Below are 26,234 nucleotides of genomic sequence, written 5' to 3' on the forward strand. Positions count from 1 at the left end.
ACAATACACTATCCCCGACTAAGTCCTTCGATGCCTTTCAGCAGCCTGTTCAGGTCGGCTACGCTGTTATAAAGATTGGGGGTTACTCTCACTACCTCCCGGTCTTTTAGTTGACGCTTCACTGTAAATACGCCATATTCATCCAAAAGTCTTTTGACTGTATCGTCGGCGCTTATGCCCGCAACACTGAAGGCAGCAATGGCACCACTCTGGCCAGGGGCCAGCGGCGTGTGCACCTCTACCCTTTTCATAGCAGCAGCTTTCGAGGTCCAGTAAGCTTTCAGGTAGTGTAGCCTTGCTTGCTTAACTTTGATCGTCACGAGGTTATTGAATTTCCCTGCCACGGGAATAGTTAGCAGCGCCGGGCTGGCCAGCGTACCAAAGTGTCCCAGTTTATTGATGCTGTCAGCCGCTTGCGTGAAATCGCCAAACATGGGCGACAGCTTGTTAATTTTTTCCTTCTTCACATACAGCAAGCCAGCCCCAAGCGGGTTGGCATACCACTTGTGAAGGTTGACGCCAACCATATCGGCGCCCAGGTCGGCCAGCTTGTAGTTGAGGTGAGCAAAGCTGTGTGCTGCATCTACCATCACCTCTACGCCTTTGTTGCGGGCCATTTCGCAGATCTTTTTCACTGGCAGCACCTGTCCGGTCAGGTGGGTCAAATGTGTAACCAACACGAGGGTTGTTACGGGTGAAATCGCCGATTCGTACAATTTTACTATTTCATCATCGCTTTTTGGCAACAGTGGCACATCGATAAATTTGAGCTTTATACCCTTCCGCTTTTCCAGCATTTGAAAGGCCTCAATCATGCTGTGGTAGTCGTGGTGTTGAAGTATTACTTCATCCCCTGCCTTGAACGGAAACCCGTTGATCAGAATGTTCAAAGCTTCCGTGGCGTTGCGGGTGACCAGCAACTCTTCTTTGGAAGCACCAGTGAAACCGGCGAGGCTGTCCATCACCATTTGCCAGTCGTTCCAGTAGTCCATTCGCATGTAGCGGGACGACTCACGGTTGACTTTGTCGACAAACTGATGATAGGCAGCATTGACAGGAATTGGCTGAACGCCAAAGTACCCATTTTCCAGGTTGATGAAGTCGGGCGATATGTCGTAAAAATCTACTGCGAAGCTTTGCCAGAAAGCTTCGTCGTTCACGACAGCTTCGCTGAACTTCCCTTCCCATTGTTCAAATAAGTCATTCGGGTGCTTGAGAGGCGACTGTTCGTTGTAGTTTCTGCCATAAGCCATTAATGGCAACGAGCCTACTCCTGCTCCCAAAATTTTGAATAGCTTCCTTCTGTTCATGGACAATGTTTTATGCGTGGACTGCCAGGCGATGAGACACACCACTGATTAAGAGGCTTTTATGCCTCGGCCCCTGGCTGCGGCTTCCTCTCTGACTTTTAAATTAGCAATAAAACGGTCAAAAAGTCTTTAAGGATTTGTTATTAATACAAAGCAGATAAACCCGTCAGAAAGCAAAGCAAAATTGGAATTGGCTAAATGTTTCCGCCTATCAATGACTTATTCATAAAAATAAGTGTCTGGTTTGGTATTTATTTGTAAGGAGTGTGTTGGGTTTACTGACGTAAGTGAGGGATGAGTCAGTTGCTGGCGTTTGGTTAAAAAAAGGGAAGGAAATCCATGTCGATAGCTTCTATGACTGTATTTTCCCTCCCTACCAGCCTAACCTTTGAGCATTATGGTTTGTGTAGAACCATAACTAAAGTATCAACATATATTTATTTTGGCAACTATTTGGGATAAAAGACAGAAAATAATCGATGAACACCCGATAACGGGGGACGAAAATTTTGGATTTTTCTTTTTTGGACGATTTTGAGAAAAAGATATGGCTTTACCGGGGTGGCTAATTTGCCGGGCAAGGTGTTTCAAAGACCAAATTGACCACCTTACTGCATCAGATTGAGTCTGCGTATCAACTCGTCACGATATACTTTTCCCAGTGGGATCAGGTGTTCGGCGATTTTTACCTGATGCAGGTCGATGGCCTGCACATGCTCCAGGTTAATCACATAAGAGCGGTGCGCCCTGAAAAATGCATCTTTAGGCAGGTGATCCAGAATATCCTTCAGGCTTGACCGAACAACATACTTTGATGCCCCTGTAACAATATTGGTGTAGTTGCCATCTGGCTCCAGCCAAAGCATCTGGTCAAATTTCACCTTTACAAACATTTGCCCATTTTTAACAAACATGCCGTCCTTTACCAGCATTTCTGTTTGCCGGGAGGCTTCCGGTGCAGCATTTGAATTTACTGGTATGGCAAAATTGACAAGGGCAATCTCTATTGATGAATAGAGCTCGTCGGCATTAAAAGGTTTCACAAGGTAGCCATTGGGCTTGGTGGACTTGGCCTCTTCCACAGTGGCCTTGTCGGCGTGTGACGTGCAGTAGATAAAGGGAAGGTCGCAGTTGCTTCGTATATGGCGAGCAAGCTCAATACCGGAAGGTCTCCCTCCCATCATAATATCCAGCATGACCAGGTCTGGCTGATATTTGTCCAAAGCCTCCAGCCCCTCTTTGAGGTTCATTGCTACAAAAGGCACCTCATAACCCATTCCCTCGAGCAGCTCACGCATGTCTTCGGCTATGATCAACTCATCTTCTACAATCAGAATTTTTACTTTACTCATCGGCTTGGCGAATCCCTCTACACGGCTAGAATCTAATATAGACCAAAAAGACTAAACGGTAAATGCTTTTTTAAAAATGAAAATCGTTTGGGAATGCCTCAGGTCAAAAAACTATGTTTCTCCCCGCTTAATGTTGTTTTTTCAATGCTGCAAAATTGCTTTATACGCATTACTAAATAGCAGCTCTCGCTTTGGGCTGTAATGGTAACGATTGGTGGTTTAATAGCAAAACGTTTTAGTATAAACGTAGCGCTGTAGCCAGTCGGAGCTAAAAGCAGCACCTATTCCTTTGTGAAATTTGTTAAGTGGTAAGCCCATCCTCATGAAGTACAATGGAGAAATGAGCCCCTTTCACCGAGTGAAAAGACAACTGTCCGTTCAACTGACGAGTAAGAATATTTACCAGTTTCAATCCCAGTGATTTCACCTTGTCTATGCTGAAGTCATGAGGCAAGCCGTTTCCGTTGTCGCCCACCGCAAGTTGCAGCTGACCATCCGCCGTTCTTGTCAGCTCTATGCTTATTTCTCCGCCGAGCATTCCTTCAAAAGCGTACTTGTAGGCATTTGAAATTAACTCGTTGAGTATAAGGCCCAATGGTATAGCCAGATCAATATCTAGTTTAATGTTTGAGCCAGTAACCTTATTTACAATTCCTGCTTGCCCACTTTGGCTAAAAACAGTCGAGAGATATTGCACCAACTCCTCAGCGTATTCCCGGAAATCTATCTCGGAAAGTTTCTCCGTTTGGTAAAGCTTTTGATGAATAAGGGCCATGGCTTTTACCCGACTCTGTCCTTCCTGAATGGCGGAAATCATCTCAGGGCTGGCCGTTGTCCTGCTCTGCATGTTGAGGATACTACTGATTACCTGAAGGTTATTTTTCACTCTGTGGTGTATCTCTTTAAGTAACGCCTCCTTCTCTCCCAGCGACCGGGCCAGCTCCAGGCTTTTTTCCTCAATCTCCTGGTTTTTCTGTTGAAGCAAAGTGTTGGATTTCGACTTGACTCTTTCGGAGCGATAAGCGTAAACCAGGAAGACTGTCAGTAACACAAGGCCGCCAAGCAATAAGTACCTAAGCCGGGCCTCCGATCTGAGGCTCGACTGCTGCTGAGCGAGCGTCGCCTGATTCAGGGCCAGCTCCTTGTCTTTCTTTTCACTTTCATATTTGGCTTCAAGCTCCATCACTGTTTCTCCTCTTTCAATGCGCTGAAGAGAATCCGAAAGCTCCTTCCAAACCAGCGTGTAAAAATAGGCTGAGTCTATTTGATTAGTGGCAGCAAATGACTCACGAAGCCCATCCGTGGATTTCATGCGTAATTCCAGAAATTTGTACTGCTTGGCCAATGCTATCGAAGCCCTCTCATGCGGAATGGCCTTTTCCGGAAACCCACCCCGCCGGTAGTTGACAGCCAGGTTGTGGTTGGTGCTCGACACTCCATATTTATCGCCCGACCGACTCTTTACACGCAGAGATTGTGTGTAATAATAGAGTGCTGAGTCGAACTGAAGATTCTCGTCGTAGGTAACTCCCATGTTATTGTAGAAGGCACCGAAGCCCCGGAGGTTGTCATCTTCTTTGAGTCCAGCCACTGACCGGCGGTAATAGCTCCGTGCCGAATCATACTCCTTTAAATTCATATAAGCCAGACCAATATTGTTGTAAGCACCTCTGATTCTGTTACTGGAACCTCCGCCCTCAATGAGAAGATCGAGTGCCTTTTGGAACTGCTCCAGAGACTTTTGATGCTGATCCTGAGCTTTGTAAACAAACCCAATAGCACTGACAGTGGAGGAAAGTGCAACTGGATTCCCTAACTTCTCCTTTATCTCCAGTGCCTTTAGATAGTACTCCATGGCAAGGTTCATATTGCCCAGCCGGTCGTATACCAGACCTATATTATGGTAGGAGCCTGCCATTCCGCTTTGGTTATGGCTGGCTTTTTCTATCGTTAGCGCTTTCTCAATATAGCGTATTGCCGAGTCTAGCTCTCCTTGTTCTTCGAAAGCCCGTCCGTAGTTTTTATAAGCGTAGGCAAGCATCACGCTATCATGGGCGGCTTGTGCCAGCCCCTTTTGCAAACCGGCATAGTAGACAGAAGAATCAAAATTTTGCTGCACGAAACTGTACGACAGCTCATCAAGAAAAACTAACCTGAGTGAATCCGTGGGTGCTGTTTTGAACTGTTGTCTCAGGTCGTCAAACCTGTCGTTTTGGGCGATAGCACTCACAGAGGTAAGGAGCAAAGAGGCAATAAAGAACCTCCAACTACGTCGCATCGCATTGACTGACGAACCCATCATACGCTCACTTTCATATTTTGAATGACAATGGAGAAACGGGCGCCACCAACTGAGTGCACGGTGAGTTGACCGTTGAGTTGCCGTGTAAGTATGTTCACCAATTTCAGTCCCAGAGATTTCGCCTTCTCCAGGTTGAAATCAGCCGGAAGACCTTTGCCATTATCAGCCACTTCAAGTTGTAATTGATCCTCTCCTACCCGTTTCAGCTCTACGCTGATGGCACCTCCGGTTTTTCCTTCAAAGGCATATTTATAAGCGTTGGAAATCAGCTCGTTAAGAATCAAACCCAGAGGAATGGCCAGGTCAATGTCCAGCTTGATATCAGGGGAGGTGACGGTTTTTACAATGCCACTGTTTACCGATGACTGGAAGATCGACGACAAATGGTCAGTGAGTTCTTCTGCGTATTCTTTAAAGTCTATTTCGGAGAGCTTTTCTGTCTGATACAGCTTTTGGTGAATCAGGGCCATGGCTTTTACCCTGCTTTGGCCTTCCTGAATGGCCGTGAGCATTTCTGGGCTTGCCGTAGACCTGCTTTGCATGTTCAGGATGCTGCTGATCACCTGGAGGTTGTTCTTTACCCTGTGATGGATTTCTTTAAGCAGCGACTCCTTTTCAAGCAGCGCTGCTTCAATTACCTGGTTTTTGGTCTCGATTTCCTGGTTCTGAATGCTCAACTGATTGTATGCTTTGCTTTTGGCACGTTCACCCCGATAGATCAAGCCAGCTAATAAAAGTACAATGACAATGCCGCCTATGAGAACAGAGCGAAGCCTGGCTTCCTGTGTGAGCAATACCTGCTGTCTGTCGATATCGGCCTGTTTGAGAACCAGCTCCTTTTCCTTTTTCTCGGTTTCGTACTTGGCCTGCATATCATGAATGACCTGGCTGTTTTCAATATTGTAAACGGAGTCTTCCAGTTGTTGATATTGCTTATGGTAACGCAGTGCCTGCTGATAGTTACCAAGCTTTTCATAGCTTTCCGACAGGCTGTGGCTCAGGTTAATCCTTAGTTGGTGATTGTTTATTTTTTCGGCTATTTCAAGGGACTTGTTGCCGTAATAGACTCCCTTTTCCGGCATGTCGATGCTGTTGTATAAAGTGTTGAGATGAAAATAGCTAAAGGCCATCGATCGAAGATCCCCCCTGGTTTTAGATAGCGCCAGGGATTTGTTAAAATAGTACAAAGCGCTGTCCGGCATTTTCAGGTCAGTGTAGTCGTTTCCTATGTTGTTATAAGCGCTTGGCAGGTTCGGTTCGTTGTCAAGCCCCTCATAGATGGCAATGGTTCTCAGGTAGTTTTTAATGGACTTTCTTGCATCTCCTTCTTCCCCATAAATGATAGCCATGTTTGATAGCACCACGGCCACTCCTCGTTGATACCCGATGGTTTCGAAAATATCCATGGCACGGGTGTAATGAAGGATAGCATCGTCGTGATAGCCGAGATAATTTTGTGAGTTGGCAATTCTGTTGAGCAATTTACCAGCCTCCAGGGAGTCGTTGATACTTTCGTAGTAGGCAAGGTTTTCAAAAAGCACCTTAATGGCCTCTGCACTTCGATCTTGTTCTTCGTACAGTTCAGAGAGTTGCAAATTAGCCCTGGCAACCCCTTCCTTGTCTTGCGATTCACGATAGGCTGCGAGGGAAAAATCAACATACTTTTTTGCCGAATCGTAGCTGAAATGCTCATAGTGAAACTTTCCGAGCGCCAAATTGGCGTCTCCACTTTCTTTTGTCAGGTTGTGCGCTTTCGCAAGTTCAAGCGCTCTGTTCAGGTAATTTAAGGCAGCCGAAGAATCGGTCTCAGCACTTTGCTGCCCCATGGTAATCAGCAGGGAAACTTTCACACCTGGCTCTTTGGCTGCTTGAAAAAGCTGTTGCAGGCTATCTGTCTGGGCTTGTAAATAGCCGGAGGCTACCAATACAGCAAAAAGCAACAGGCATGTTTTCTTGATCATCTTTCAGCTTGCTTTTGATAGGTGTAGTCCTTCGTTGAGAGGCTAATATAGTGCTTTTAAGAGCAATTTTGCAGATTAATCAATGTTTGTACATCAAAGGAAGCCATGTGCTATCGACAAACCTGTTATATGTGTGGTCCGGAAAAAATATCAAGTGAAGGTTTACACAAAGGCTGCAGATCGAAGCATAGCATTATTTTACTGTAACTAATTGATTACAAATCAAATAAACAATCAATGATAAAGTATAAGGTTAAGAGAATTTTTTAGTGCCTTTTCGAAAAAGTAGCACTCCGTTACACAACTGATAAAACCCAGGCGGGTTTGCTTTCGTTATTTGTTTTGTCGATTTTTGACCCAGTTTGAAAAGAATCCTACAAATAGCGCTTGTTTTCACTTGGCTCCTCTCCATTGCAGGGGTAGTCGTGTCAAGGCATTATTGTGGCCCTTTTCTGAAGAACGTTGAGCTGGGGCACTCCACCAAGCACTGCTGCATGGATGCTGCCGACGAACCCAACGACTGCTGTGAAAACACAACAGAGTACCAGAGCCTGGATGGCAACTTCGTAAAGGTTGAGAAACTGGCGCTTGACTCCCCCACTCTTTTTGTGCTTTATGCTATTGAGCTTCCGGACTTTCTGTCCTACGACGAAGCATATTCAACTCATTCATTATCATTTGCTGCAGATACGGGGCCACCTTTGCCTTCGTATCCCGCCTATATTTCCTTCGGTGCCCTTTTGATTTAGCCATTGGTCTTTTGCACGAAGCATGTTCCCATGCTTCAATTTCCATTTGCATCAGACCAATGAATTTACTTTATGCTAAATCAAATCATTCGTTTTTTTCTACATAACAGGCTGGTTACTATCCTTATATTGATAGTGCTGGTGGGTTGGGGCATTGTTACGTCACCATTCAATTGGAAAGTAGACGCTCTCCCCAGAGATCCTGTGCCGGTAGATGCCATCCCCGACATCGGCGAAAACCAACAAATTGTTTTCACCGACTGGGCGGGCAGGTCGCCGCAGGACATCGATGACCAGATCTCATATCCCTTAACCACCTACCTGCTGGGCATACCCGGCGTTAAGTCGATCCGAAGCTCCTCAGTTTTCGGATTTTCGATGGTCAACATCATTTTTAGTGAAGACATCGAGTTTTACTGGTCCAGGTCCAGGATTCTTGAAAAGCTAAGCTCACTGCCATCCGGATTGTTGCCCGACGGTGTGCAACCCATGCTGGGGCCGGATGCCACAGCCCTTGGCCAGGTATTTTGGTATACGCTCGAAGGCAGAGACAAAGAAGGCAACCCCACAGGAGGCTGGGACCTTCATGAGATTCGCACCGTGCAGGATTTCTATGTGAAGTATGGCCTCAATGCTGCCGAAGGCGTATCAGAAGTGGCTTCCATAGGCGGCTTTGTGCAAGAGTATCAAATCGACGTCAATCCCGATGCGCTGAAGGCCTACAACATTCCCTTGATGGCAGTCATGCAGGCTGTGCGGCAGTCGAACAGGGATGTGGGTGCCAAAACCATTGAAATGAACCAGGCGGAGTACCTGGTAAGAGGGCTCGGCTATATTAAGTCAGTAGAAGATATTGAGAAGGCTGTTGTAGCAGTACAGGACAACGTGCCCATTCGCATCAGCGACATTGGCCGGGTGAGCCTTGGCCCGGCTGCCCGGCGGGGGGTGCTGGACAAAGGAGGCGCAGAAGTGGTCGGCGGCGTAGTAGTGGCTCGTTATGGCTCGAATCCGCTGGAAGTGATCAACAATTTGAAAGCCAAAATAGCAGAGATAGCGTCGGGCCTTCCCAAAAAGACGCTGGCCAATGGCGTCGAAAGTCAGCTGACCATCGTGCCATTTTACGACCGTACTCAGCTCATTCATGAAACCATCGGAACGCTTGAAACCGCCCTATCGCACGAGGTACTCATCAGTGTGATCGTGGTGCTCATTCTCCTGCTCAATCTCCGGGCCTCGATTATCATTGCCAGTTTGCTCCCCGTGGGTGTGCTTGCCACATTCATCGTGATGCGGTACTCAGGCGTTGATGCCAATGTGGTGGCCTTGTCAGGCATTGCCATTGCTATTGGCGTGATGGTCGACGTTGGGATTGTTTTCGTGGAAAACATCATTCGCCACCTGGAAATGCCGGAAAACCATGGCGCCAGCGGCACAGCACTGCTGAAGGTGATTTATGAAGCCACAGTAGAAGTGGCGTCGGCCATCACCACTGCCCTTGCCACCACAGTGGTGAGTTTCGTTCCCGTGTTTGCCATGGAATCAGCTGAAGGAAAACTGTTCAAGCCACTTGCCTTCACAAAGACCTATGCGCTGCTGGCCTCGTTTGTACTTGGCCTTGTGGTGCTCCCTACCCTCGCCTATTTCATTTTCGGCATCAACTACGACAAGAAGAAAGTAAGACGGGTATGGAATTGGAGCTTCGTGGCAGCAGGCATTATGATGGCCGTCTATTTTCAGATGTGGTTGCCTTTGGCACTGACCGTCGTCGGCATTAATAACATATTGGAAAGCAAATGGCCTCAACAGATCAGGCGATATACCAGCTACCTTAACCTGGCACTGGCAGTGCTCATCGCTACCTATTTTCTCGCTGAAGAATGGATGCCGCTGGGTGTGGGGAACTCCCTGGTGCTGAATTACCTCTTTGTCATTGTGTTGATAGGGTCAATTTTGCTGGCACTTCTTTCGGTGGTGCATTTTTATGAACCGATCTTGAAATGGTGCCTGGTGAATAAGGGCAAGTTCATGCTGCTTCCGGCGTTTACCATTTTGCTTGGCGTTGTGATTTGGCTCGGGTTCGACACCGTTTTCAGTGTAGCCGGCGAAAAGGTGAGAGCCTCCCGGCCATGGAAGGTGCTGGCTGAAAAATTCCCGGGTATAGGTTCAGAATTTATGCCTTCGCTCAACGAAGGAAGTTATTTGCTCATGCCCACCTCCATGCCTCATGCCGGTGTGGAGCAAAACCGAAGAGTGCTTGGCCAGCTCGACATGATGGTGAGCCAGATTCCCGAGGTAGATATGGTGGTAGGAAAGATGGGAAGAACGGAGTCAGCACTCGATCCAGCTCCAATTTCGATGTACGAAAACATCATCAATTACAAGCCAGAGTATGTAGTGGATGAAGACGGCCATAGGTCAAGGTTCAAAACTGACACCGACGGCAATTTTATGTTGTCGTCTGGAGAGGCGGTATCCAACGAGGAAGCCCTTCGGCTGGGAACAAGAAGCAGCCAGCTCATTCGCGACAAGGACGGTCAATACTTCAGGAACTGGCGCCCCCATATCCAGTCTCCCGACGATATATGGGACGAAATTGTGCAGGTGACGAAAATACCTGGCGTTACATCCGCTCCGAAGCTCCAGCCGATTGAAACACGCCTGATCATGCTGCAAACTGGCATGAGAGCACCCATGGGCATCAAAGTTTATGGCCCCGACCTGCCAACCATCGAGGCGTTCGGCATGCAACTGGAAGGTATTTTAAAAGAAGTTCCCTCAGTAAAAGCGGAGGCTGTTTTTGCTGACAGGATTGTAGGCAAGCCCTACCTCCATCTGAATATCAACAGGGAGGTGATTGGCCGGTATGGCCTGACAGTGGAAGACGTGCAGCAAAGCATCGAAACGGCTATCGGCGGCATGAAAATCACAACGACGCTGGAAGGAAGGGAAAGGTTCCCGGTGCGGGTTCGCTATCCAAGAGAGCTTCGGGACGACCCCGAAACATTGGGACGGATCCTAATCCCCACTCCTTCCGGTGCTCAGATTCCATTGGGCCAACTTGTGGAGATGGAGTATGTGAGGGGCCCGCAAATGATCAAGAGCGAGGAAACCTTTCTGGTCGGCTATGTGCTGTTTGACAAAAGGGACGGCTTTGCCGAGGTGGAAGTTGTAAATAGTGCACAAGCCGCCATTCAGGAAAAGATCGATGCCGGGCTTCTCAAAATACCTGCCGGTGTCAGCTATAAATTTTCAGGAAGCTATGAAAACCAGGTAAGAGCTGTGAAGCGACTGTCTATCGTGATCCCCATTAGCTTGCTGGTGATCTTCCTGCTGCTTTACTTCCAGTTCAAAACTGTCATTGCTTCCTCGATCCATTTTTCGGGGGTGTTTGTAGCTTTCGCCGGTGGCTTCATCATGCTTTGGCTCTACGGCCAGGAGTGGTTCCTGAACTTCTCCGTGGCTGATGTCAACCTGAGAGACCTGTTCCAAATGCATACGATCAACCTGAGTGTGGCCGTTTGGGTGGGCTTCATTGCCCTGTTTGGCATTGCCACCGACGACGGCGTGATTATGGGAACCTATATCCATCAGGTATTTGAGGAAAAGCAACCAACGACCATTCAGGGAGTTCGTGAAGCGGTGCTGGAAGCGGGCAAAAAGCGAGTCCGGCCAGCCATGATGACGGCGGCTGTTGCCATTATTGCGCTGCTGCCTGTCCTGTCATCCACTGGTAAGGGCTCAGACATCATGGTGCCCATGGCCATCCCGACATTCGGCGGCATGACGATTCAAATCATGACCATGTTTGTAGTGCCGGTGCTGCAGGCATTTTGGAGGGAAACAGTGATCAAAAAACAAATCAGGGAGGCAAAATGAAAAGCATCATCTATATCATCTTGATTTTGGCTGCCGGGGCAATTCAAGCACAAACGCTTGAAGAGTACCAGCAAATGGCCGCAGAGAACAATCCGGGTCTGAAGGCAACTCACAAGGCATTTGAAGCAGCCCTCGAGCAGGTGTCGCAGGCAAGTGGCTTGCAGGATCCGAATCTTACAGTCAGTGCTTTTGGCCAAATGATTGAAACACGTGTGGGGCCCCAAAGAGCCAGGTTCAGTCTTTCTCAAATGTTCCCCTGGTTTGGCACGCTGAAGGCGCAGGGCCATGTCGCTGCCTTGATGGCTGAGTCGAAGTACCAGGCATTTTTGGACGAGCGAAACAGGCTGTATTATCAGGTGGCCGCTGCTTATTATCCGCTTTACGAGCTCAACGCCTTCAAAACCATCGAAGCAGACAATATCCGGCTTCTGGAATCATACAAGGCCATAGCGACAGCAAAATTCAGTAGCGGCAGCGGTACGATGGTGGATGTGCTCCGGGTGGACATCATGCTCCAAAGTGCCAACACCAGGTTGACTATTCTTGACAAGGAAGAGGCTTCGCTGAAGACTGCCTTCAACAACCTTTTGAATCGGGATATAGGTGAAGACATAGTTGTTATCGATTCGCTGGCAGTGGACGATGCTCTAAATGCCGGCGATTCATTGCCCACCACCCACCCACGGATAGCCGAACTGGAGTTGAAGATTGAAGGGAGCCAGACGGCGGAATATGCAGCCCGTAAGCAGGGGCTTCCAAAACTGGGCGTCGGTGTCGATTACATCATCGTTGGGGAAAGAACAGATTTGGCGGCAGGCGCTGCACCACCAACCGACAATGGCAAGGATGCCATCATGCCAATGGTGTCTGTCAGCCTGCCGGTTTTCAGAAAGAAATACCGGGCGGCTGTGAAAGAGGCACAACTGATGCAGGAAAGTTATGCCTTTCAGAAGCAGGCCACTGTCAATGCCCTTGCTACCGACTACGAAGTCACAAGGTTTGAGCTTGCTCAACAAAGGGAGTTGATAGGTCTTTACGAAGGTCAATCCACTCAAACTGACCGTATGCTGGAGCTTCTTTTCACAGCCTACAGCAATTCGGAAGCTGATTTCGAAGAGGTGCTGGCCACGGAGCAACAATTGCTACAGTATCGGAAAATGAAAGTCGAGGCAGCCACAGCTTATCAGGTGGCACTCGCAAAATTGTATTATGTGACAGCTAAAGTTTATTGAAATGACAATAGATAAAAAAACAGTAATAACCGGCCTGGTTACCCTGGTAATGGGGCTATTGATTGGATGGCTGATTTTTGGCGGTTCTCAACAAATATCAGCAAATGAAGACCATCAGCATGGTTTAGCAGAAGAGACAATATGGACATGCTCAATGCATCCCCAGATCCGTCAAAATGAGCCTGGGCAATGCCCCATTTGCGGAATGGACCTCATCCCACTTGAAAGTGGCATGGACGAAGGCATTGATCCAATGGCCATCAGCATGTCGCCAGTGGCTATGCAGCTTGCCAATGTGAGCACAGCCGTGGTTGGCTCAGTGGCGCCAATCAAATCGGTGAAGCTCATTGGCAAAGTACAAGCCGACGAGCGCCTGATTTTTTCGCAATCATCTCATATTCCTGGCCGTATCGAAAAGCTACTCATTAATTTTACGGGAGAATATGTACGGAAAGGGCAAACCATCGCCTTTTTGTACTCCCCTGACCTTGTGAATGCGCAAAAAGAGCTTTTGGAGGCATCGAAAATGAAGGCCACCCAGCCGCAGTTGCTGGAGGCAGCTAAAGAAAAGCTTAGAAATTGGAAGCTGACCAATAGCCAGATCGATCAAATACTTGAAAGCGGCGTCGTCAAAGAATCGTTTCCTTTGCTTGCTGATAACTCTGGCTATGTGACTAACAAACTAGTGAACCGGCATGACCACGTCGCACAGGGCCAGGTGATCTACGAAATAGTCGATTTATCAAGCGTTTGGGTGCTTTTTGATGTCTATGAATCGGATATGACCTGGGTCCAAAAAGGCGACAAGGTACCTTTTACTGTTGCGTCTTTGCCAGGCGAAACCTTCAGCGGCGCCATCTCTTTCATCGACCCCATCATTGACGCTCAAACGAGGGTGGCAAAAGCAAGAGTGGAAGTGAAGAACAGCGCATCGAAGCTGAAGCCGGAAATGTTTGTGTCGGGTACGCTGGAGGCTAACCTTCCCGGCAAGGCTGAAAATATCGTCGTTCCCAAAACTGCAGTGATGTGGACCGGCCAGCGGTCGGTGGTGTATGTAAAAGTGGCCAGCAACCAGTCAGTTAGCTTTGTCATCAGAGAGGTGGTGCTTGGGCCTGCCCTTGGCGATAGTTATATAGTGAAGGAAGGCCTCGAAAACGGCGAGGAGATTGCAGTCAATGGCACATTCAGCATCGACGCAGCCGCACAGCTGGCAGGTAAGCCCAGCATGATGAATCGTCAGTCTGATGGTAAGGCGGCGGCTTTTAATCATGACCACATGGTGATGCTAACGGGTCAGAAAACAGCCGAGAGTCAATCCGGTTCGGGTGTGCCTGCGGCATTCAGAAACCAGCTGACGGATTTCGCCATGGCTTACATCAGTCTAAAGAATGAGTTGGTCAACGACGACCCCGAAAAGGCTCAAAAACTGGCTCGAGCAGCAAAGGAAAAGTTATCGAAAATTGACATGAAGCTCTTGAGCGACCACCAGGTTCATATGGCCTGGATGAGCACACTGGAGTTGTTGGAAGAAAACATAAAGTTGATCGCCAACACAGGCGAGTTGGCCACTCAGAGAGCAGCCTTCGTGCCCCTGTCCTCTGCTCTCATGCTGGCAGTCGAGCAATTTGGCGTAGCGAACACGACCTTCTATCAGCAGCATTGCCCTATGGCTGACAGCAACAAGGGTGCCGACTGGCTCAGCCTGGAGAAAGAAATAAGAAACCCCTACTATGGAGATGCTATGCTCTCCTGCGGGTCTGTAGAAAGAACAATTACCCCTGTAAAATAATTATTAACTAATTTTAATCCCTATTATGAGAAACATTGTATTGACTTCCCTTTTTGCTGCAGCATTGGCATTGAATGCATGTAACAGCAACCCAAAAACTACTGAAGAAGCAGCGACACATGATGACGCCCATCAGCACGAAGCAGCTGCCTCCGACACTACTGTGGCAGCCGCTTCCTATATTTGTCCCATGAAATGCGAAGGCAGCGCAAGCGACAAACCTGGCAAGTGTCCTGTTTGCAAAATGGACCTCGTTGCGGTTGAAGAAACTCCTGCAGAAAAGTAAGTGATGAGAGTTATTCATATAGTATTGGTCTGTGCGGTTTTTATGTTGGCTGCCTGTAGCGACGGAAACAAGTCTGGCACGGCGACGTCCTCCGGACAAAAGCTGGCTGCGAAAGACATTTCTCTTGCTACACTGAAGCTTCGAAACCTCGATGGTAGCGAGTTGGATGTCACCACCTTGGCGGGCAAACGGGTTTTTGTCAATTTCTGGGCTACCTGGTGCAAGCCTTGTTTGGCCGAAATGCCTTCCATTGAAAGAGCAACCGAATTGCTTGCAGCGAAAAACGTCGTGATGCTGGCAGCTTCGGATGAAAAGCTTGAGAGGATATCGAAATTTATAGAGAAGAATAGCTATTCTTTTAATATCGTTGCCACGGAAGCCGACTTGGGTATTTTGGAAATATTTGCCTTGCCTACTACTTTCATTTTCGATGAGCAGGGAAAACTAGTATTCAAAGAAACCGGTGCCCGGGAATGGGACAGCCCTGAAAGCATTAAGCTAATTAACGAGACAAATAAGCTATGAAGAAAGAGTTATTTGGAGCCATCATTGTTGGTGGTTTGATTTTAAAAGGCTGCGCACCAGCGCCCAGCGAAGAGCGGATGCCTGTGCAAAAACTTGAGGCCACTCACCTGAGTGGAGCTTCGCTGCCTTTTCTGTCAACGGATGCATCTGGCAAGGTTATCCTCTCTTATGTGGTGGATAACGATTCTTCTGCGGCCTTGCATTTCACCACACTTGCTGACCAACAGTGGAGTGCACCGGTGAAAGTGGCTGAAGACACCAACTGGTTTGTCAACTGGGCCGACTTCCCGTCGGTCATTTCCTGGGGCGATGGCAAAATGGCCGCACACTGGCTGGAGAAAAACTGGACGGGAGGCACAAACTACCACGTAAAAGTCAGTCGGTCTCAGGACTTCGGTGCTTCATGGAACACACCGGTGACTTTGCACAGCGACACCCTTCCAAGGGAACATGGCTTCGTTTCGCTTGTCCCCTTCCCCAGTGGCCGTATGTTTGCTTCCTGGCTCGACGGACGCAAGTATCCACCCGCCAGCGAGCATAGTGGACACGACCTCAGCAATGAAATGACCCTTATGGGCGGCTATGTGGCCGTTGACGGGCATGTTGAGGGAGAAGAGCTGCTCGACGAACGGGTATGCGACTGCTGCCAGACAAGTTCTGTTTTAAGTGACCACGGCCTGATTACCTTCTACCGGGATCGCTCCGATGATGAGGTGAGAGACATAGCCGAGGTGCGATGGACAGAAGAAGGATGGACAGCGCCCAGTCTGCTTGGGGAGGATGGCTGGGACATTATGGCCTGTCCGGTAAATGGCCCTCAGTCGGATGCTATTGATGAGCAGGTGGCTGTTGTTTGGTTTACAGCAGCCGATGAGACCCCCAAGGTGCAGCTGTCGTTGTCGGGTGATGCGGGAGAGCATCCCTCCGTACCTATCAAAGTCAGCCATAAGTCGACTGTTGGAAGAGCAGACGTCAAACTTATCGACAAAGACTACGTGGCCGTAAGCTGGATAGAGGTAGTTGAAGAAACCGGCGTTTTGAAAGTGGCCGTGTTCACAATAGACGGGCAGCGGCTTGAAGAATGGGACATCACAGAGATTTCAACCGAGAGGAAGACAGGGTTTCCACAGCTGACTTCTGACGGAAAAAGCCTTATTATTGCATGGACTTCCGACAATGCTGTCAACACAGCAATGATAGCACTCAAAGAACTCTAGTATATTTGATCAATTAACCTGTTATTAACTAAAACCCTTATAAGCAATGAAAAACGTTAAATTATTTTTTGGTGTATTGGCTGTTATCCTATTCGCTACGGCGAGCCAGAGTGTAATGGCTCAGCTTCAAGCTCCTGCGCCCAGCCCAGCAGGTTATGTTTCGCAGAATGTTGGCTTTACAAAAATTAGCGTTGACTATTCATCGCCAGCAGTAAAAGGCAGAAAAGTTTTTGGTGACCTGGAAAAGTATGGTGTAACCTGGAGAGCTGGCGCTAACGGACCAACGATAATTGAATTCAGCACTAGTGTGAGTATCGGTGGAAAAAATGTAGGAGCAGGTAAATACCCTGTTTTCATCACTCCGCAGGCATCTGGTGAGTGGACGATCCACTTGAACAGCAAAGGCAATTCAGTATTTGCCTACATGAAGGATGGAAAAATTGATGAAGAGGCAGTAGCTAAAGATGATGTTGTTTCCGTGAAAGCAACTCCTGTTATGGCAGCTGACTCAATGGAAAGGCTTGCCTACTCTGTTTCCGCTGAAGACAACAAAGTGGCTAAAGTAACGATGGCCTGGGATAAAGTGAGACTTTCATTTATGGTCGACACCCAGGTGAGCCAAAAACTGGAAGGCTTTACCAGCACGCTGAAGTAGTAACAACAACTTCCAAAACACCTTATAGCCCCGTTCAAATGATTTTGGACGGGGCTTTTGTTTTAACTCAGGGTTTTGTCAAGGTAGCGCCTATCTTTGGTGATATGCCAAACTGCTTAAACATGAAATCTTTCAAGACCATTGCTGCCACCGTTAGTCTTGCTCTGATGCTTCTCAGCAACGCAACAGCCCAAAGTATCTACAGTAAGAGCAACCTCTTTGCGTGGTGCATTGTGCCCTACGATATCAAACACCGCAGCCCGGCCGACAGAATAGCGATGCTTAAAGAATTGGGTTTCAAGTCATATGCCTACGATTGGAGGGCGGAACATTTGGCCACTTCGGTTGAAGAGTGGAAGCTGGCAAAAAAGAACAACATCAAAGTCAATGCTGTTTGGATCTGGATAGATGCCAATACAGATAGCCCTCAGCAGCTTAGCAGCGCCAACCTCCAGCTACTTAGCTATCTAAAGGAAACCAAATTGAAAACGCAGCTGTGGGTGGGCTTTCATGCCAATTTTCTGGAAGGGCTTGATGAAGAGGCGAAAGTGCTCAAATCAAAAGAGATGCTGGACTATCTTCACGCAAAAGCTACAGAGGTCGGGTGTACCATAGCACTTTATAACCATGGCGACTGGCTTGGAGAGCCCGCCAATCAGGTGAAGGTAATTGAGGCCAGCGGCTTTAAAGATGTAGGCATCATCTACAACTTCCATCATGCCCATGAGCAACTCGACAGGTATACTGACATTATCGATGCAGCACTCCCCTATCTGTGGGCGGTCAATATGAATGGCATGAGGGAAGAAGGCCCCAAGATATTACCCATCGGTTCGGGCGACCGGGAAAGTGAGATGATGGCTTACCTGACGAAGGTCGGTTTCAAAGGCCAGATTGGTATCCTGGGGCATATCGAAGAGGAGGATGTGGCGATTGTTTTGCAGCAAAACCTTTCTGGTCTGCAGCGCATATTATCATCAATTGGAGACAACGAAGGACTGAGTACCTACGGGAAAAACTAAGCGAAATCGGCAGAAGCTCAGGTCGATACATCGTTTGAATGGCCAGCCTTCATCTGGTCGGCATATTCAGACGGGCTCTGACCAAAAAGTTTCTTAAAGCAATTTCTGAAATACTTGGGATCATTGAAGCCAACCATATAAGCTACCTCCGAGATCGAGAAGTCGCCCTCGGCCAATACTTGTGCTGCCCTCTTGAGTCTGATTGTTCGAATTACTTCATTGGCCGACTGACCAGTCAAGGCCTTCAGTTTTCTAAACAATGTGGCTTTGCTCATCCCCACGTCTTTGCAAAGGTCATCAACAGAGTAGTTGGTATTAGATATGTTCGACTCAACACTCTTAAGTGCTTGATTTATAAATATTTCATCTCTAGAAGTTACAGTGATGCTTTTGGGTTCCAGCGTCAATGTCCTGCTGTCAGCGAACATTTCTATTAGCTTCTTTCTTCCGTCCAGCAAATTCCGCACCTTGAGTGCCAGCACTTTGCTATTGAATGGTTTTGTGATATAATCATCCGCACCTGTTTCCAGTCCCTCAATCTTATATACCTCTGAAGTTCTTGCTGTTAACAAGATAATTGGGATATGAGAGGTAGCTTCTGTTTGCCGAAGCGCATTGCAAAGAGCAATACCATCCATCACCGGCATCATCAAATCAGAAATGACGAGGTTGGGGTTCGTCTTCAACGCTTTCTCAAGCCCCTCTTTGCCATTGAATGCTATCTGTATTTTGAAGTCTTTTTCCAGAATAGATTGAATATAGGCTGATACCTCCCTGTTGTCTTCCACAATCAAAACTGTCGGCGTGTCGTCAGAGTGCTGCACAGGTTCGGGTAGGGTAACCACAGGCGGGCCGAGCACATTTGAGTCACGGGGTGAGGCTACAGGCACCTCTATCTTTCCTTCCACAACCTCGGTAGGTTTGAAATGAATATTGCCTAGTGGAAGCGTCAGCGTAAATCTTGCAAACTGTCCCTCAATACTTTCTACGCCTATTGATCCGTGGTGCAATTCGATCAGGCTCTTGCTGAGGGAGAGGCCGATACCTGTTCCGGTAGAATGCTTTCCTTCATCATAACTAAAAAAGGGCTCGAAAATGGTCGTCAGATGCTCCCGTTTTATCCCTGTCCCATTGTCAAAAACGGAAACATAAACATTGTCAGTAGTTTGCTCCAGTTTGATACTAACCACACCCTTTTTGGGTATCTTTTTAAATGCGTTTGAAAGGAGATTGAAAATCACTTTTTCCATTTGATCCGGGTCAAACCAAACCATGATTTCCTCATGACTGCTTTGCAATGTAAAGTCGGCGTTCATTTCCTCGGCCAGTGTATCGAAAGAATACTTGATCTCCTTGATAAAGCTGACCAGGTTGCTTTCCATGGCCGTCACTTTCATATTCCCCGACTCTACTTTGCGGAAGTCGAGCAATTGATTAACCAGCTTATGGAGCCGCAGCACGTTGTGATTAACCGATTGAAGCTTTCCCTTGACCCCTTTCTCAATTCCCTCGGAGTCGATAAGGTTCTGTATCGGGCCTATAATCAGTGTCAGAGGTGTTCTGAATTCATGGGAAATGTTTGTAAAAAACTGAAGCTTGGTTTTGTTCAGTCGCTCCACACTTTCGAGCTTTAGTCTCTCCAGTCGCAAGTCATTGATAAAGTGAGCCCTGATCAGCGTTATCCTGCGAAACAGGTAAAGAAGGGATATCACAATCGTTATATACCCCAGATAAGCCCAGGATGTTTCCCACCAGGCAGGAAGCACAGTAATGGTCAGGCGGGTCGGGTCGTTGTTCCAAACGCCGTCGTTGTTGCTTGCTTTTACTTCAAATACATACCTTCCCGGATCGAGGTTGGTATAGGTTGTGGACCTGGTTTCGCCCACAAAATTCCACTTATCGTCAAAGCCAATCAGCCGATAGGCATACTGGTTTTTATCGCTGGCCGACATGTTGAGAGCGGCGTATTCAATACTGAAAATATTGAAATCACTTTCCAGGCTCAGCTCCTTCGTTTCACTGATGTGCCTGGTTAGAATGGAGTCTTCGCTGTTAACCCTGACCGACTTATTGAACACTTTAAAGTCTTCCAGCACCACCAAAGGAGGATGTGGATTGTCAAGAATTTCTGACGGATTGAAAGTGATGATTCCGTTGCTGCCTCCAAAATACAAAAGTCCGTCGGCGTCTTTAAATGATGAATTTCCCTTAAAGCCATTGACCAATAGCCCGTCGGAGTCATCGTAGTTTTTAAAGGTTTCATTTTCGGGATCAAAAACACTCATGCCATTGCTTGTGCTTATCCAGAAGTGCCCCTGGCTGTCTTCCAATATGCCTTTGATGTTGTGGTTGGTGAGCCCGTTGTCGATGGTGTACCGCTCAAAGGCATCTTTGTTTCTCAGGTGGTAGAGTCCAGATTCTGTGCCGGCCCAAAGACGCCCCTTACTGTCCTCGAACAGACAAAAAATAACGGAGAGTATGTTTTCACTATAATTTTCACTCTCCGAAAACACCGGCTCCATTTTCATTTTCTCCGAGTTGTACAGCTTTAAGCCGCTGTTCGTCCCAACCCAGATATTGAAATGTTTGTCCTCGAAAATTATTCTCAAGTTGTTGATGGAAGCGTCTTCCGCCCAGGTTGAATCCACAATATGCGTGAACGATTTTTGATCTTTTGAGGAAAGTAGGTTAAGTCCATAATATGTTCCCATCAGAATATTGGCACTCTGCCCGTCCTGACGCACAGCATATACATTTTGATTACTTAAATCTTGTTTTGAATTTCCCGCCGTAGCATACCGATCAAAGTTTTGTGTGGTCTCATTAAAAACAAAAACACCTTCGGCCCACGTTCCCACCCAAATGTTGTGGTCACGATCCTCATAAATCGCCAGCACCGGGATTCCGTTCTGCCCCGATTCAATGGGATCATTCAGGTAGTAAGAAGTATTACCTTTGTGCAACTTCATAATACCGCCTTCGGTGCCTATCCAGAAGCGTCCTTTCGAATCCTTATACAATGCGTTGACTACGGTGTTCTGATAGGCCGCCTTAAACGACGTAAATTTGTTTTGATAGGGGTCTATGACGCTCAACCCAAATGAAAACGTTCCTATCCACAATCTTCCTTCGTTATCTTTATACAGTGCCTTGATGGAGTTGTCGCTGATCGATTTAGGATAATCTTTGTCGGCTACATGGTGCTCAAACTTGTTTGTACGAATGTCGAGCCGGCTTAGACCGCCATTTTCGGTACCCGCCCAAATGTAATTGCCATCGGGGCAAACAGTTCTCACCACATTTACCAAAGGACCATTTTCTCTGTTTTCGGAAGTTCTATAATGAGTGAATCTGCTGGATTTGACATCAAACTTGTCTAGCCCGCCTCCCCTGGTAGCAATCCATAAATTCCCGATATCATCTTTGGCAATAGAGTATAAATAATTGTAGCCTAGCGAGTTGGAATCTTTGGGGTCATGAGCATATACCTTCAGGTTGCCTGTCTTGCGGTTCCATTTGTAAAGCGCAGTGTCCGCCGCTAACCAAAAGTCACTCTTGTGAATTTGCTCGATGCCGATAATAGACAGGCGCCCCTTAAAATTGCCGGTATGGTCAGTCCAGCTGTTGTCTGACAAATTAAGCGACTTTATCGTGGTGCCCACGAACCATACCCGTCTTTCGCTGTCTTCTCTGATGTCATTGATCACCAGGTTATTAAATTCAGGAACCCGGATAAAAGTATCTAATTCTCTATTGTACCGGTGCAATGTGCCCTTGGCTGTGCTTACCCAAAGCGTGCCGCTGCTATCTTCAAAAATTGAAAGGATTCTATTTGTTAAAAGCGTGTGCTCGTCGGACGGATCGTTCCTGTAAATTTTAAATTCATAGCCATTGTAACGGTTGAGGCCGTCCTCAGTGCCTACCCACAAATAGCCTTTGCTGTCTTTATGGATGGCAGAAATAGTGACCGACGAAAGTCCCTGCTCTACAGAAAGGCTCGAAAAAGACTCATTCTTGCCTTGCCCATGCGCCGCCAGCGGTAAAAACAATGAAATCCACAAGAAAAGTGAAAGCAGGTAAAATGGTCTCATAAAATATGTAAAAGTCTAATGGGCGCACCGGGCTCAGAACAACATTCGGGCTACTATTCAGCTTTGGTAATTTAGTTGAATATCTTAAAAAAGTCTAATCTCCGATCAAACTACAGGCAGGCAGTAAAAGGCAACAGCAGCCATCTTCCGAGTAGGCTGCGCAAAATACTGACTGTTATCGATATCACAATTGTACAATTATCCACAAATATAATAAGGAAGGTTGAGGTATTCGTAGTGAGTCACCAAGAAGCCCATGAATAGGTTTTGGAAACATTTGTCATCTATATTTGAAGGATTTGTACCTCCTCAATTGCTTTATTCTTCTCAACTTGTGTCAATTGTCATAATGCAAAAAAGTGCTATGTTATGTGTGTATTACCGCTTGAAGTATCAAACCTAATATTGAACAAAATGGCACTTCGAAAAATCTAATATTTATACTATCTTGTACTATAACCTCGTAAAGCTTAAATGATTATGCCTATGAAATTAACCCCTAAAGCAAAATCCTTAAACCCCAAATGTGGAGGATTCAGTTCCTGACTCCCTGCACACCCGGTGTATACTAACACTGGTTAAATCATTTTAAACCAATTCATTCATGTTATGAAAAACAATTACCTACTTATTAGCTTATCGCTGCTTTTCTTTCTGGCATGCTCAACAGCATTTGCCCAGCAGAGAACTGTAAGTGGTAAAGTAGTTGACCCTAATGGCACAGGTTTTCCCGGTGTCAACGTAATTATTAAAGGGACTGCTACCGGTACCACTACCAATGCGGATGGCGAGTACAAAATCGCTGTTCCCGACAACAACACTGTTCTCGTGTATTCCTTCATAGGATACGCTGCACAGGAAGTAACAGTTGGAAGTCGCTCTGTGCTGGATATTACCCTGGCAGAAGACGTGACCCAGCTTAGCGAAGTTGTTGTAACTGCCCTTGGGGTAGAAAGAAGTGTGAAAGCGCTTCAGTCATCGGTGACCACCGTGTCAGGTGACAACTTCACTCAGGCTCGTGAAAACAACCTTGGTAACGCCCTTTCAGGAAGAATTGCTGGTGTAAACGTTAGCAAAATTTCTGGTGGCCCTGCCGGTTCTTCACGTATCGTTATTCGTGGTAACAAAACACTGGGCGGACAAAACCAGCCTTTGTATGTAATCGACGGTGTGCCTATGGATAACTCTGGCTTCGGTCAGGCTGGTCTTTGGGGTGGTCGTGACGAAGGAGATGGTCTTACCAGCATCAACCCCGATGACATCGAGTCCATCACTGTACTTAAAGGTGCGAGCGCAGCTGCCCTTTATGGCTCACGTGCTGGTAACGGTGTTATCAACGTAGTAACCAAAAAAGGTACTAAAAGAAAAGGCCTTGGTATTGAGTTCAACTCAAACTATGTGGCGGAAACTGCTATCAACCTGAGCGATCTTCAGACAAAATATGGTACTGGAAACTATGTTGATCAGACCAATGATGGTATTCGTAACGGAATTGCTTCTAAACCTAAGGATGCCAGTGAGGCCTTTAACTGGGGTAACATTGCCTGGGGCCCGAAATTTGATGGTAGCCAGGTTCTGCAGTTCGACGGTGTGGCTCGCCCCTACTCCTATCAGGGCGACAACTGGAAGCGCTTTTATCAAACAGGTAATGCTCTTACCAACAGTGTGTCCATCAGCGGCGGAAGCGATAAGCAGACGTTCAGATTGTCAGCCGCTGACCTGAGAAGCAATAGCATCATTCCTAATTCGGGATACGACAGAACAAACCTAACATTGTCCACAAGCTCCAGGTTTGCAGATAAATTAACTGTCACATCAAAAATGATGTACACCCACGAAACGGCTCATAACCGTCCGGTGCTTTCCGATTCACCAGGAAATGCGGTTCAATCCATTTGGAGAACACCAGGTAACGTCAATGTAGAAAACTACAAAGGCGACCCTAACAAGCTAGGGGCCATTCCCGAAGGCACTTCACAGGAACAGTTGATTATTTATGGACAAGGAAGTGCTGCAAATGCCAGGCGGCCAGGCCAGGAGCTCCTGCCTGCAGCTAACAACTGGGGACAGAACCCTTACTGGGCTACTGAACAGTTCATCAACGACGATACCAGAGACCGCTTGATCGGTTCCGGCGAGGTGCGTTATGACATTACCGATTGGTTGTATGCTTCAGGAAGTATTCAGATGGACTGGTATACCAGAAGAGACAAATCTTTGACTCCGCAGGGAACAGGTTACCAACTGGGAGGATCCCTGTCTGAGGGAGAGGATCGTGTGCGTGAAACCAACACTCAGTGGATATTGGGCGGAAGTAAAACTTTCAGCCAGTTTAGTGTCAATGCTTTCGTTGGTGGTAACGTGATGCGCAGATCAAGTGAGAGAATCGCTGCCAATGGTAATGGCTTTAACGTGGATTTCTTCCCTGCTATTAACAACGCAGCTACAAGGAACTATGGATATGGCTTCTCTGAATCTGGTATCAATTCTATGTTCGGTTCAGCTGAGATCGGTTACAACGGTTATTTGTTCTTGACTGCTACTGCCAGAAACGACTGGTTCTCAGTATTGAACCCTGACTACAACAGCATTTTGTATCCTTCTGTAGGTGCTAGCTTTGTATTCACTGATGCATTTACAGGCCTGCCAAGCTGGTTGAGCTTTGGTAAAGCAAGAGCATCGTGGGCGCAAGTTGGTATCGTTAACATCAACCCTTATGCAGCCAACCTGACCTATTCTCTGAATGGTAGTTCTCACTTAGGGCGTACCATGGGAACGTTCTCTTCAGCAGGTGGAAACAATGGGAATATTCCTAACCCAGCTTTGCAGCCAGCACTTTCAACTGAAATCGAAGTTGGTTTTGATACCAAATTTTTCGACAACAGATTCGGTGTTGACTTTGCTTACTATCACCAGACCACAACCGATGATATTTTGGGTGTCACAATTTCCCGTGCTTCGGGTTTTGGTTCTACCAATGTGAACGTTGGTGAGTTGCAGAACAAGGGTGTCGAGCTTCTTTTGACTGGAACACCCGTAAGAGGTGAAGTAACCTGGGACATTTCTGTGAACCTGGCTAAAAACGTCAACAAAGTAATAAACCTTGTAGATGGAGTGACTGAGTTCACACTGGAAGAACCACGTACCAGAAACGTATTTATTAAGCACATTGTGGGTCAGCCCTTTGGCACCATTACTGGCCGGGTACAGCAGATGAGCCCTAGTGGAGAGCCGATTTTCCTTGCAGATGGAAGACCATTGGCGTCAACCACTTACGTTCCTATTGGCAATGGTTTAGCTAACTGGACTGGTGGTATCAACAACTCTGTTTCCTGGAAAGGTGTTAACCTAAGCATGTTGATCGACATCAAGCTTGGCGGAGATATCTTCTCTGGAACAAACAACCGTTTGACTCAGTGGGGATTACACCAGCAGTCGCTTATTGGTCGTGATGGTGAAAAGCCTCTACACATTAAGGGAGTTGTTAATACTGGAACATCTGATGCCCCAGTTTACACCCCTGTTGACAGAGACCTCACTCCACACGAAGCAAACAGCTATTGGGGTTCAGTAGGTGGCGAAAGTACTGCCATCTCCAGCATGTTCCTGTACGACGCCTCTTTCATGAAGTTGAGACAATTGACTTTGGGCTACAGCTTGCCAAGAACTATGCTAGAGAATACTCCCTTCCAGAATGTGTCACTTTCTTTTGTGGGAAGAAACCTCGCTATTCTTTTCAAGAATATCGACAACGTAGATCCTGAATCTGCCTATTCAGCTAATGCTGGTGCACAGGGCCTTGAGTATTTTGCGATGCCTACTACTCGTAGCTACGGTGTCAACTTAAGAGTAGGATTCTAACCATTA

The 26,234-nt window shown here is 47.1% G+C and carries 15 protein-coding genes; 10 read left to right on the forward strand and 5 right to left on the reverse strand.

All coding sequences use genetic code 11. From position 1 onward, the window contains the following. Nucleotides 1-8 precede the first annotated feature (8 nt). The 4 genes from GC130_RS02195 to GC130_RS02210 all read right to left on the reverse strand — a co-directional run bounded on the left by GC130_RS02195 (nt 9) and on the right by GC130_RS02210 (nt 6,925). Entirely contained in the window at nt 9-1,310 is a 1,302-nt protein-coding gene (locus GC130_RS02195) for an aminotransferase class V-fold PLP-dependent enzyme (RefSeq protein ID WP_151996615.1), read from the reverse strand. A gap of 608 nt (nt 1,311-1,918) precedes the next feature. Continuing rightward, entirely contained in the window at nt 1,919-2,662 is a 744-nt protein-coding gene (locus GC130_RS02200) for a response regulator (protein WP_151996616.1), read from the reverse strand. A gap of 301 nt (nt 2,663-2,963) precedes the next feature. Next, nucleotides 2,964-4,964, reverse strand: coding sequence for a tetratricopeptide repeat protein (locus tag GC130_RS02205; protein WP_151996617.1), 2,001 nt, complete (start codon nt 4,962-4,964; stop codon nt 2,964-2,966). Further along, nucleotides 4,961-6,925: a histidine kinase dimerization/phosphoacceptor domain -containing protein gene (locus GC130_RS02210; RefSeq protein WP_151996618.1), complete on the reverse strand. Its 1,965-nt coding sequence runs from the start codon at nt 6,923-6,925 to the stop codon at nt 4,961-4,963. Before GC130_RS02210 ends, GC130_RS02205 begins: the two co-directional genes overlap by 4 nt. Before the next feature lie 362 nt (nt 6,926-7,287). Here GC130_RS02210 and GC130_RS02215 point away from each other — a divergent pair, with 362 nt between their 5' ends. The 9 genes from GC130_RS02215 (at nt 7,288) to GC130_RS02255 (ending at nt 18,276) form a co-directional block, all read left to right on the forward strand. Further along, entirely contained in the window at nt 7,288-7,674 is a 387-nt protein-coding gene (locus GC130_RS02215; protein ID WP_151996619.1) for a hypothetical protein, read from the forward strand. Nucleotides 7,675-7,746: 72 nt separating this feature from the next. Then, nucleotides 7,747-11,550, forward strand: a complete 3,804-nt coding sequence (locus tag GC130_RS02220) for an efflux RND transporter permease subunit (RefSeq protein ID WP_151996620.1) — start codon at nt 7,747-7,749, stop codon at nt 11,548-11,550. Next, the gene (locus GC130_RS02225; RefSeq protein ID WP_151996621.1) at nt 11,547-12,782 is read left to right on the forward strand and encodes a TolC family protein; all 1,236 of its coding nucleotides are present in this window, start codon (nt 11,547-11,549) and stop codon (nt 12,780-12,782) included. Before GC130_RS02220 ends, GC130_RS02225 begins: the two co-directional genes overlap by 4 nt. A 1-nt stretch (nt 12,783) precedes the next feature. Beyond that, the gene (locus GC130_RS02230; RefSeq protein WP_151996622.1) at nt 12,784-14,571 is read left to right on the forward strand and encodes an efflux RND transporter periplasmic adaptor subunit; all 1,788 of its coding nucleotides are present in this window, start codon (nt 12,784-12,786) and stop codon (nt 14,569-14,571) included. Between the two features lie 25 nt (nt 14,572-14,596). Beyond that, nucleotides 14,597-14,857, forward strand: coding sequence for a heavy metal-binding domain-containing protein (locus GC130_RS02235; RefSeq protein WP_151996623.1), 261 nt, complete (start codon nt 14,597-14,599; stop codon nt 14,855-14,857). Between the two features lie 3 nt (nt 14,858-14,860). Then, complete coding sequence (locus GC130_RS02240; protein WP_151996624.1) at nt 14,861-15,382, forward strand: TlpA disulfide reductase family protein; 522 nt, start codon at nt 14,861-14,863, stop codon at nt 15,380-15,382. After that, on the forward strand, nt 15,379-16,599 hold the full coding sequence (locus GC130_RS02245) for a hypothetical protein (RefSeq protein WP_151996625.1): 1,221 nt from the start codon (nt 15,379-15,381) through the stop codon (nt 16,597-16,599). Before GC130_RS02240 ends, GC130_RS02245 begins: the two co-directional genes overlap by 4 nt. A gap of 46 nt (nt 16,600-16,645) precedes the next feature. Beyond that, on the forward strand, nt 16,646-17,254 hold the full coding sequence (locus GC130_RS02250) for a DUF2911 domain-containing protein (protein ID WP_151996626.1): 609 nt from the start codon (nt 16,646-16,648) through the stop codon (nt 17,252-17,254). Between the two features lie 122 nt (nt 17,255-17,376). Continuing rightward, on the forward strand, nt 17,377-18,276 hold the full coding sequence (locus GC130_RS02255) for a sugar phosphate isomerase/epimerase (RefSeq protein ID WP_151996627.1): 900 nt from the start codon (nt 17,377-17,379) through the stop codon (nt 18,274-18,276). Nucleotides 18,277-18,293: 17 nt separating this feature from the next. On the opposite strand, the gene GC130_RS02260 is transcribed toward GC130_RS02255, so the two are convergent. Further along, on the reverse strand, nt 18,294-22,367 hold the full coding sequence (locus GC130_RS02260; RefSeq protein WP_151996628.1) for a two-component regulator propeller domain-containing protein: 4,074 nt from the start codon (nt 22,365-22,367) through the stop codon (nt 18,294-18,296). Between the two features lie 609 nt (nt 22,368-22,976). On the opposite strand from GC130_RS02260, the gene GC130_RS02265 reads away from it, so the two are divergent. Further along, a complete protein-coding gene (locus GC130_RS02265; RefSeq protein WP_151996629.1) occupies nt 22,977-26,228 on the forward strand; it encodes a SusC/RagA family TonB-linked outer membrane protein in 3,252 nt (1,083 codons plus the stop codon). Nucleotides 26,229-26,234: the final 6 nt, after the last annotated feature.

Origin of the sequence: Imperialibacter sp. EC-SDR9 (assembly GCF_902498805.1) — a bacterium.
Lineage (GTDB): Bacteria > Bacteroidota > Bacteroidia > Cytophagales > Cyclobacteriaceae > Imperialibacter.

Bases quoted from the DNA above. Each gene is read 5' to 3' on its own strand.
- GC130_RS02235 (WP_151996623.1), top strand. From the start codon at position 14,597: ATGAGAAACATTGTATTGACTTCCCTTTTTGCTGCAGCATTGGCATTG.
- GC130_RS02255 (WP_151996627.1), top strand. From the start codon at position 17,377: ATGAAATCTTTCAAGACCATTGCTGCCACCGTTAGTCTTGCTCTGATG.
- GC130_RS02200 (WP_151996616.1), bottom strand. From the start codon at position 2,662: ATGAGTAAAGTAAAAATTCTGATTGTAGAAGATGAGTTGATCATAGCC.
- GC130_RS02245 (WP_151996625.1), top strand. From the start codon at position 15,379: ATGAAGAAAGAGTTATTTGGAGCCATCATTGTTGGTGGTTTGATTTTA.
- GC130_RS02210 (WP_151996618.1), bottom strand. From the start codon at position 6,925: ATGATCAAGAAAACATGCCTGTTGCTTTTTGCTGTATTGGTAGCCTCC.
- GC130_RS02240 (WP_151996624.1), top strand. From the start codon at position 14,861: ATGAGAGTTATTCATATAGTATTGGTCTGTGCGGTTTTTATGTTGGCT.
- GC130_RS02195 (WP_151996615.1), bottom strand. From the start codon at position 1,310: ATGAACAGAAGGAAGCTATTCAAAATTTTGGGAGCAGGAGTAGGCTCG.
- GC130_RS02205 (WP_151996617.1), bottom strand. From the start codon at position 4,964: ATGATGGGTTCGTCAGTCAATGCGATGCGACGTAGTTGGAGGTTCTTT.
- GC130_RS02230 (WP_151996622.1), top strand. From the start codon at position 12,784: ATGACAATAGATAAAAAAACAGTAATAACCGGCCTGGTTACCCTGGTA.
- GC130_RS02225 (WP_151996621.1), top strand. From the start codon at position 11,547: ATGAAAAGCATCATCTATATCATCTTGATTTTGGCTGCCGGGGCAATT.
- GC130_RS02220 (WP_151996620.1), top strand. From the start codon at position 7,747: ATGCTAAATCAAATCATTCGTTTTTTTCTACATAACAGGCTGGTTACT.
- GC130_RS02250 (WP_151996626.1), top strand. From the start codon at position 16,646: ATGAAAAACGTTAAATTATTTTTTGGTGTATTGGCTGTTATCCTATTC.
- GC130_RS02265 (WP_151996629.1), top strand. From the start codon at position 22,977: ATGAAAAACAATTACCTACTTATTAGCTTATCGCTGCTTTTCTTTCTG.
- GC130_RS02260 (WP_151996628.1), bottom strand. From the start codon at position 22,367: ATGAGACCATTTTACCTGCTTTCACTTTTCTTGTGGATTTCATTGTTT.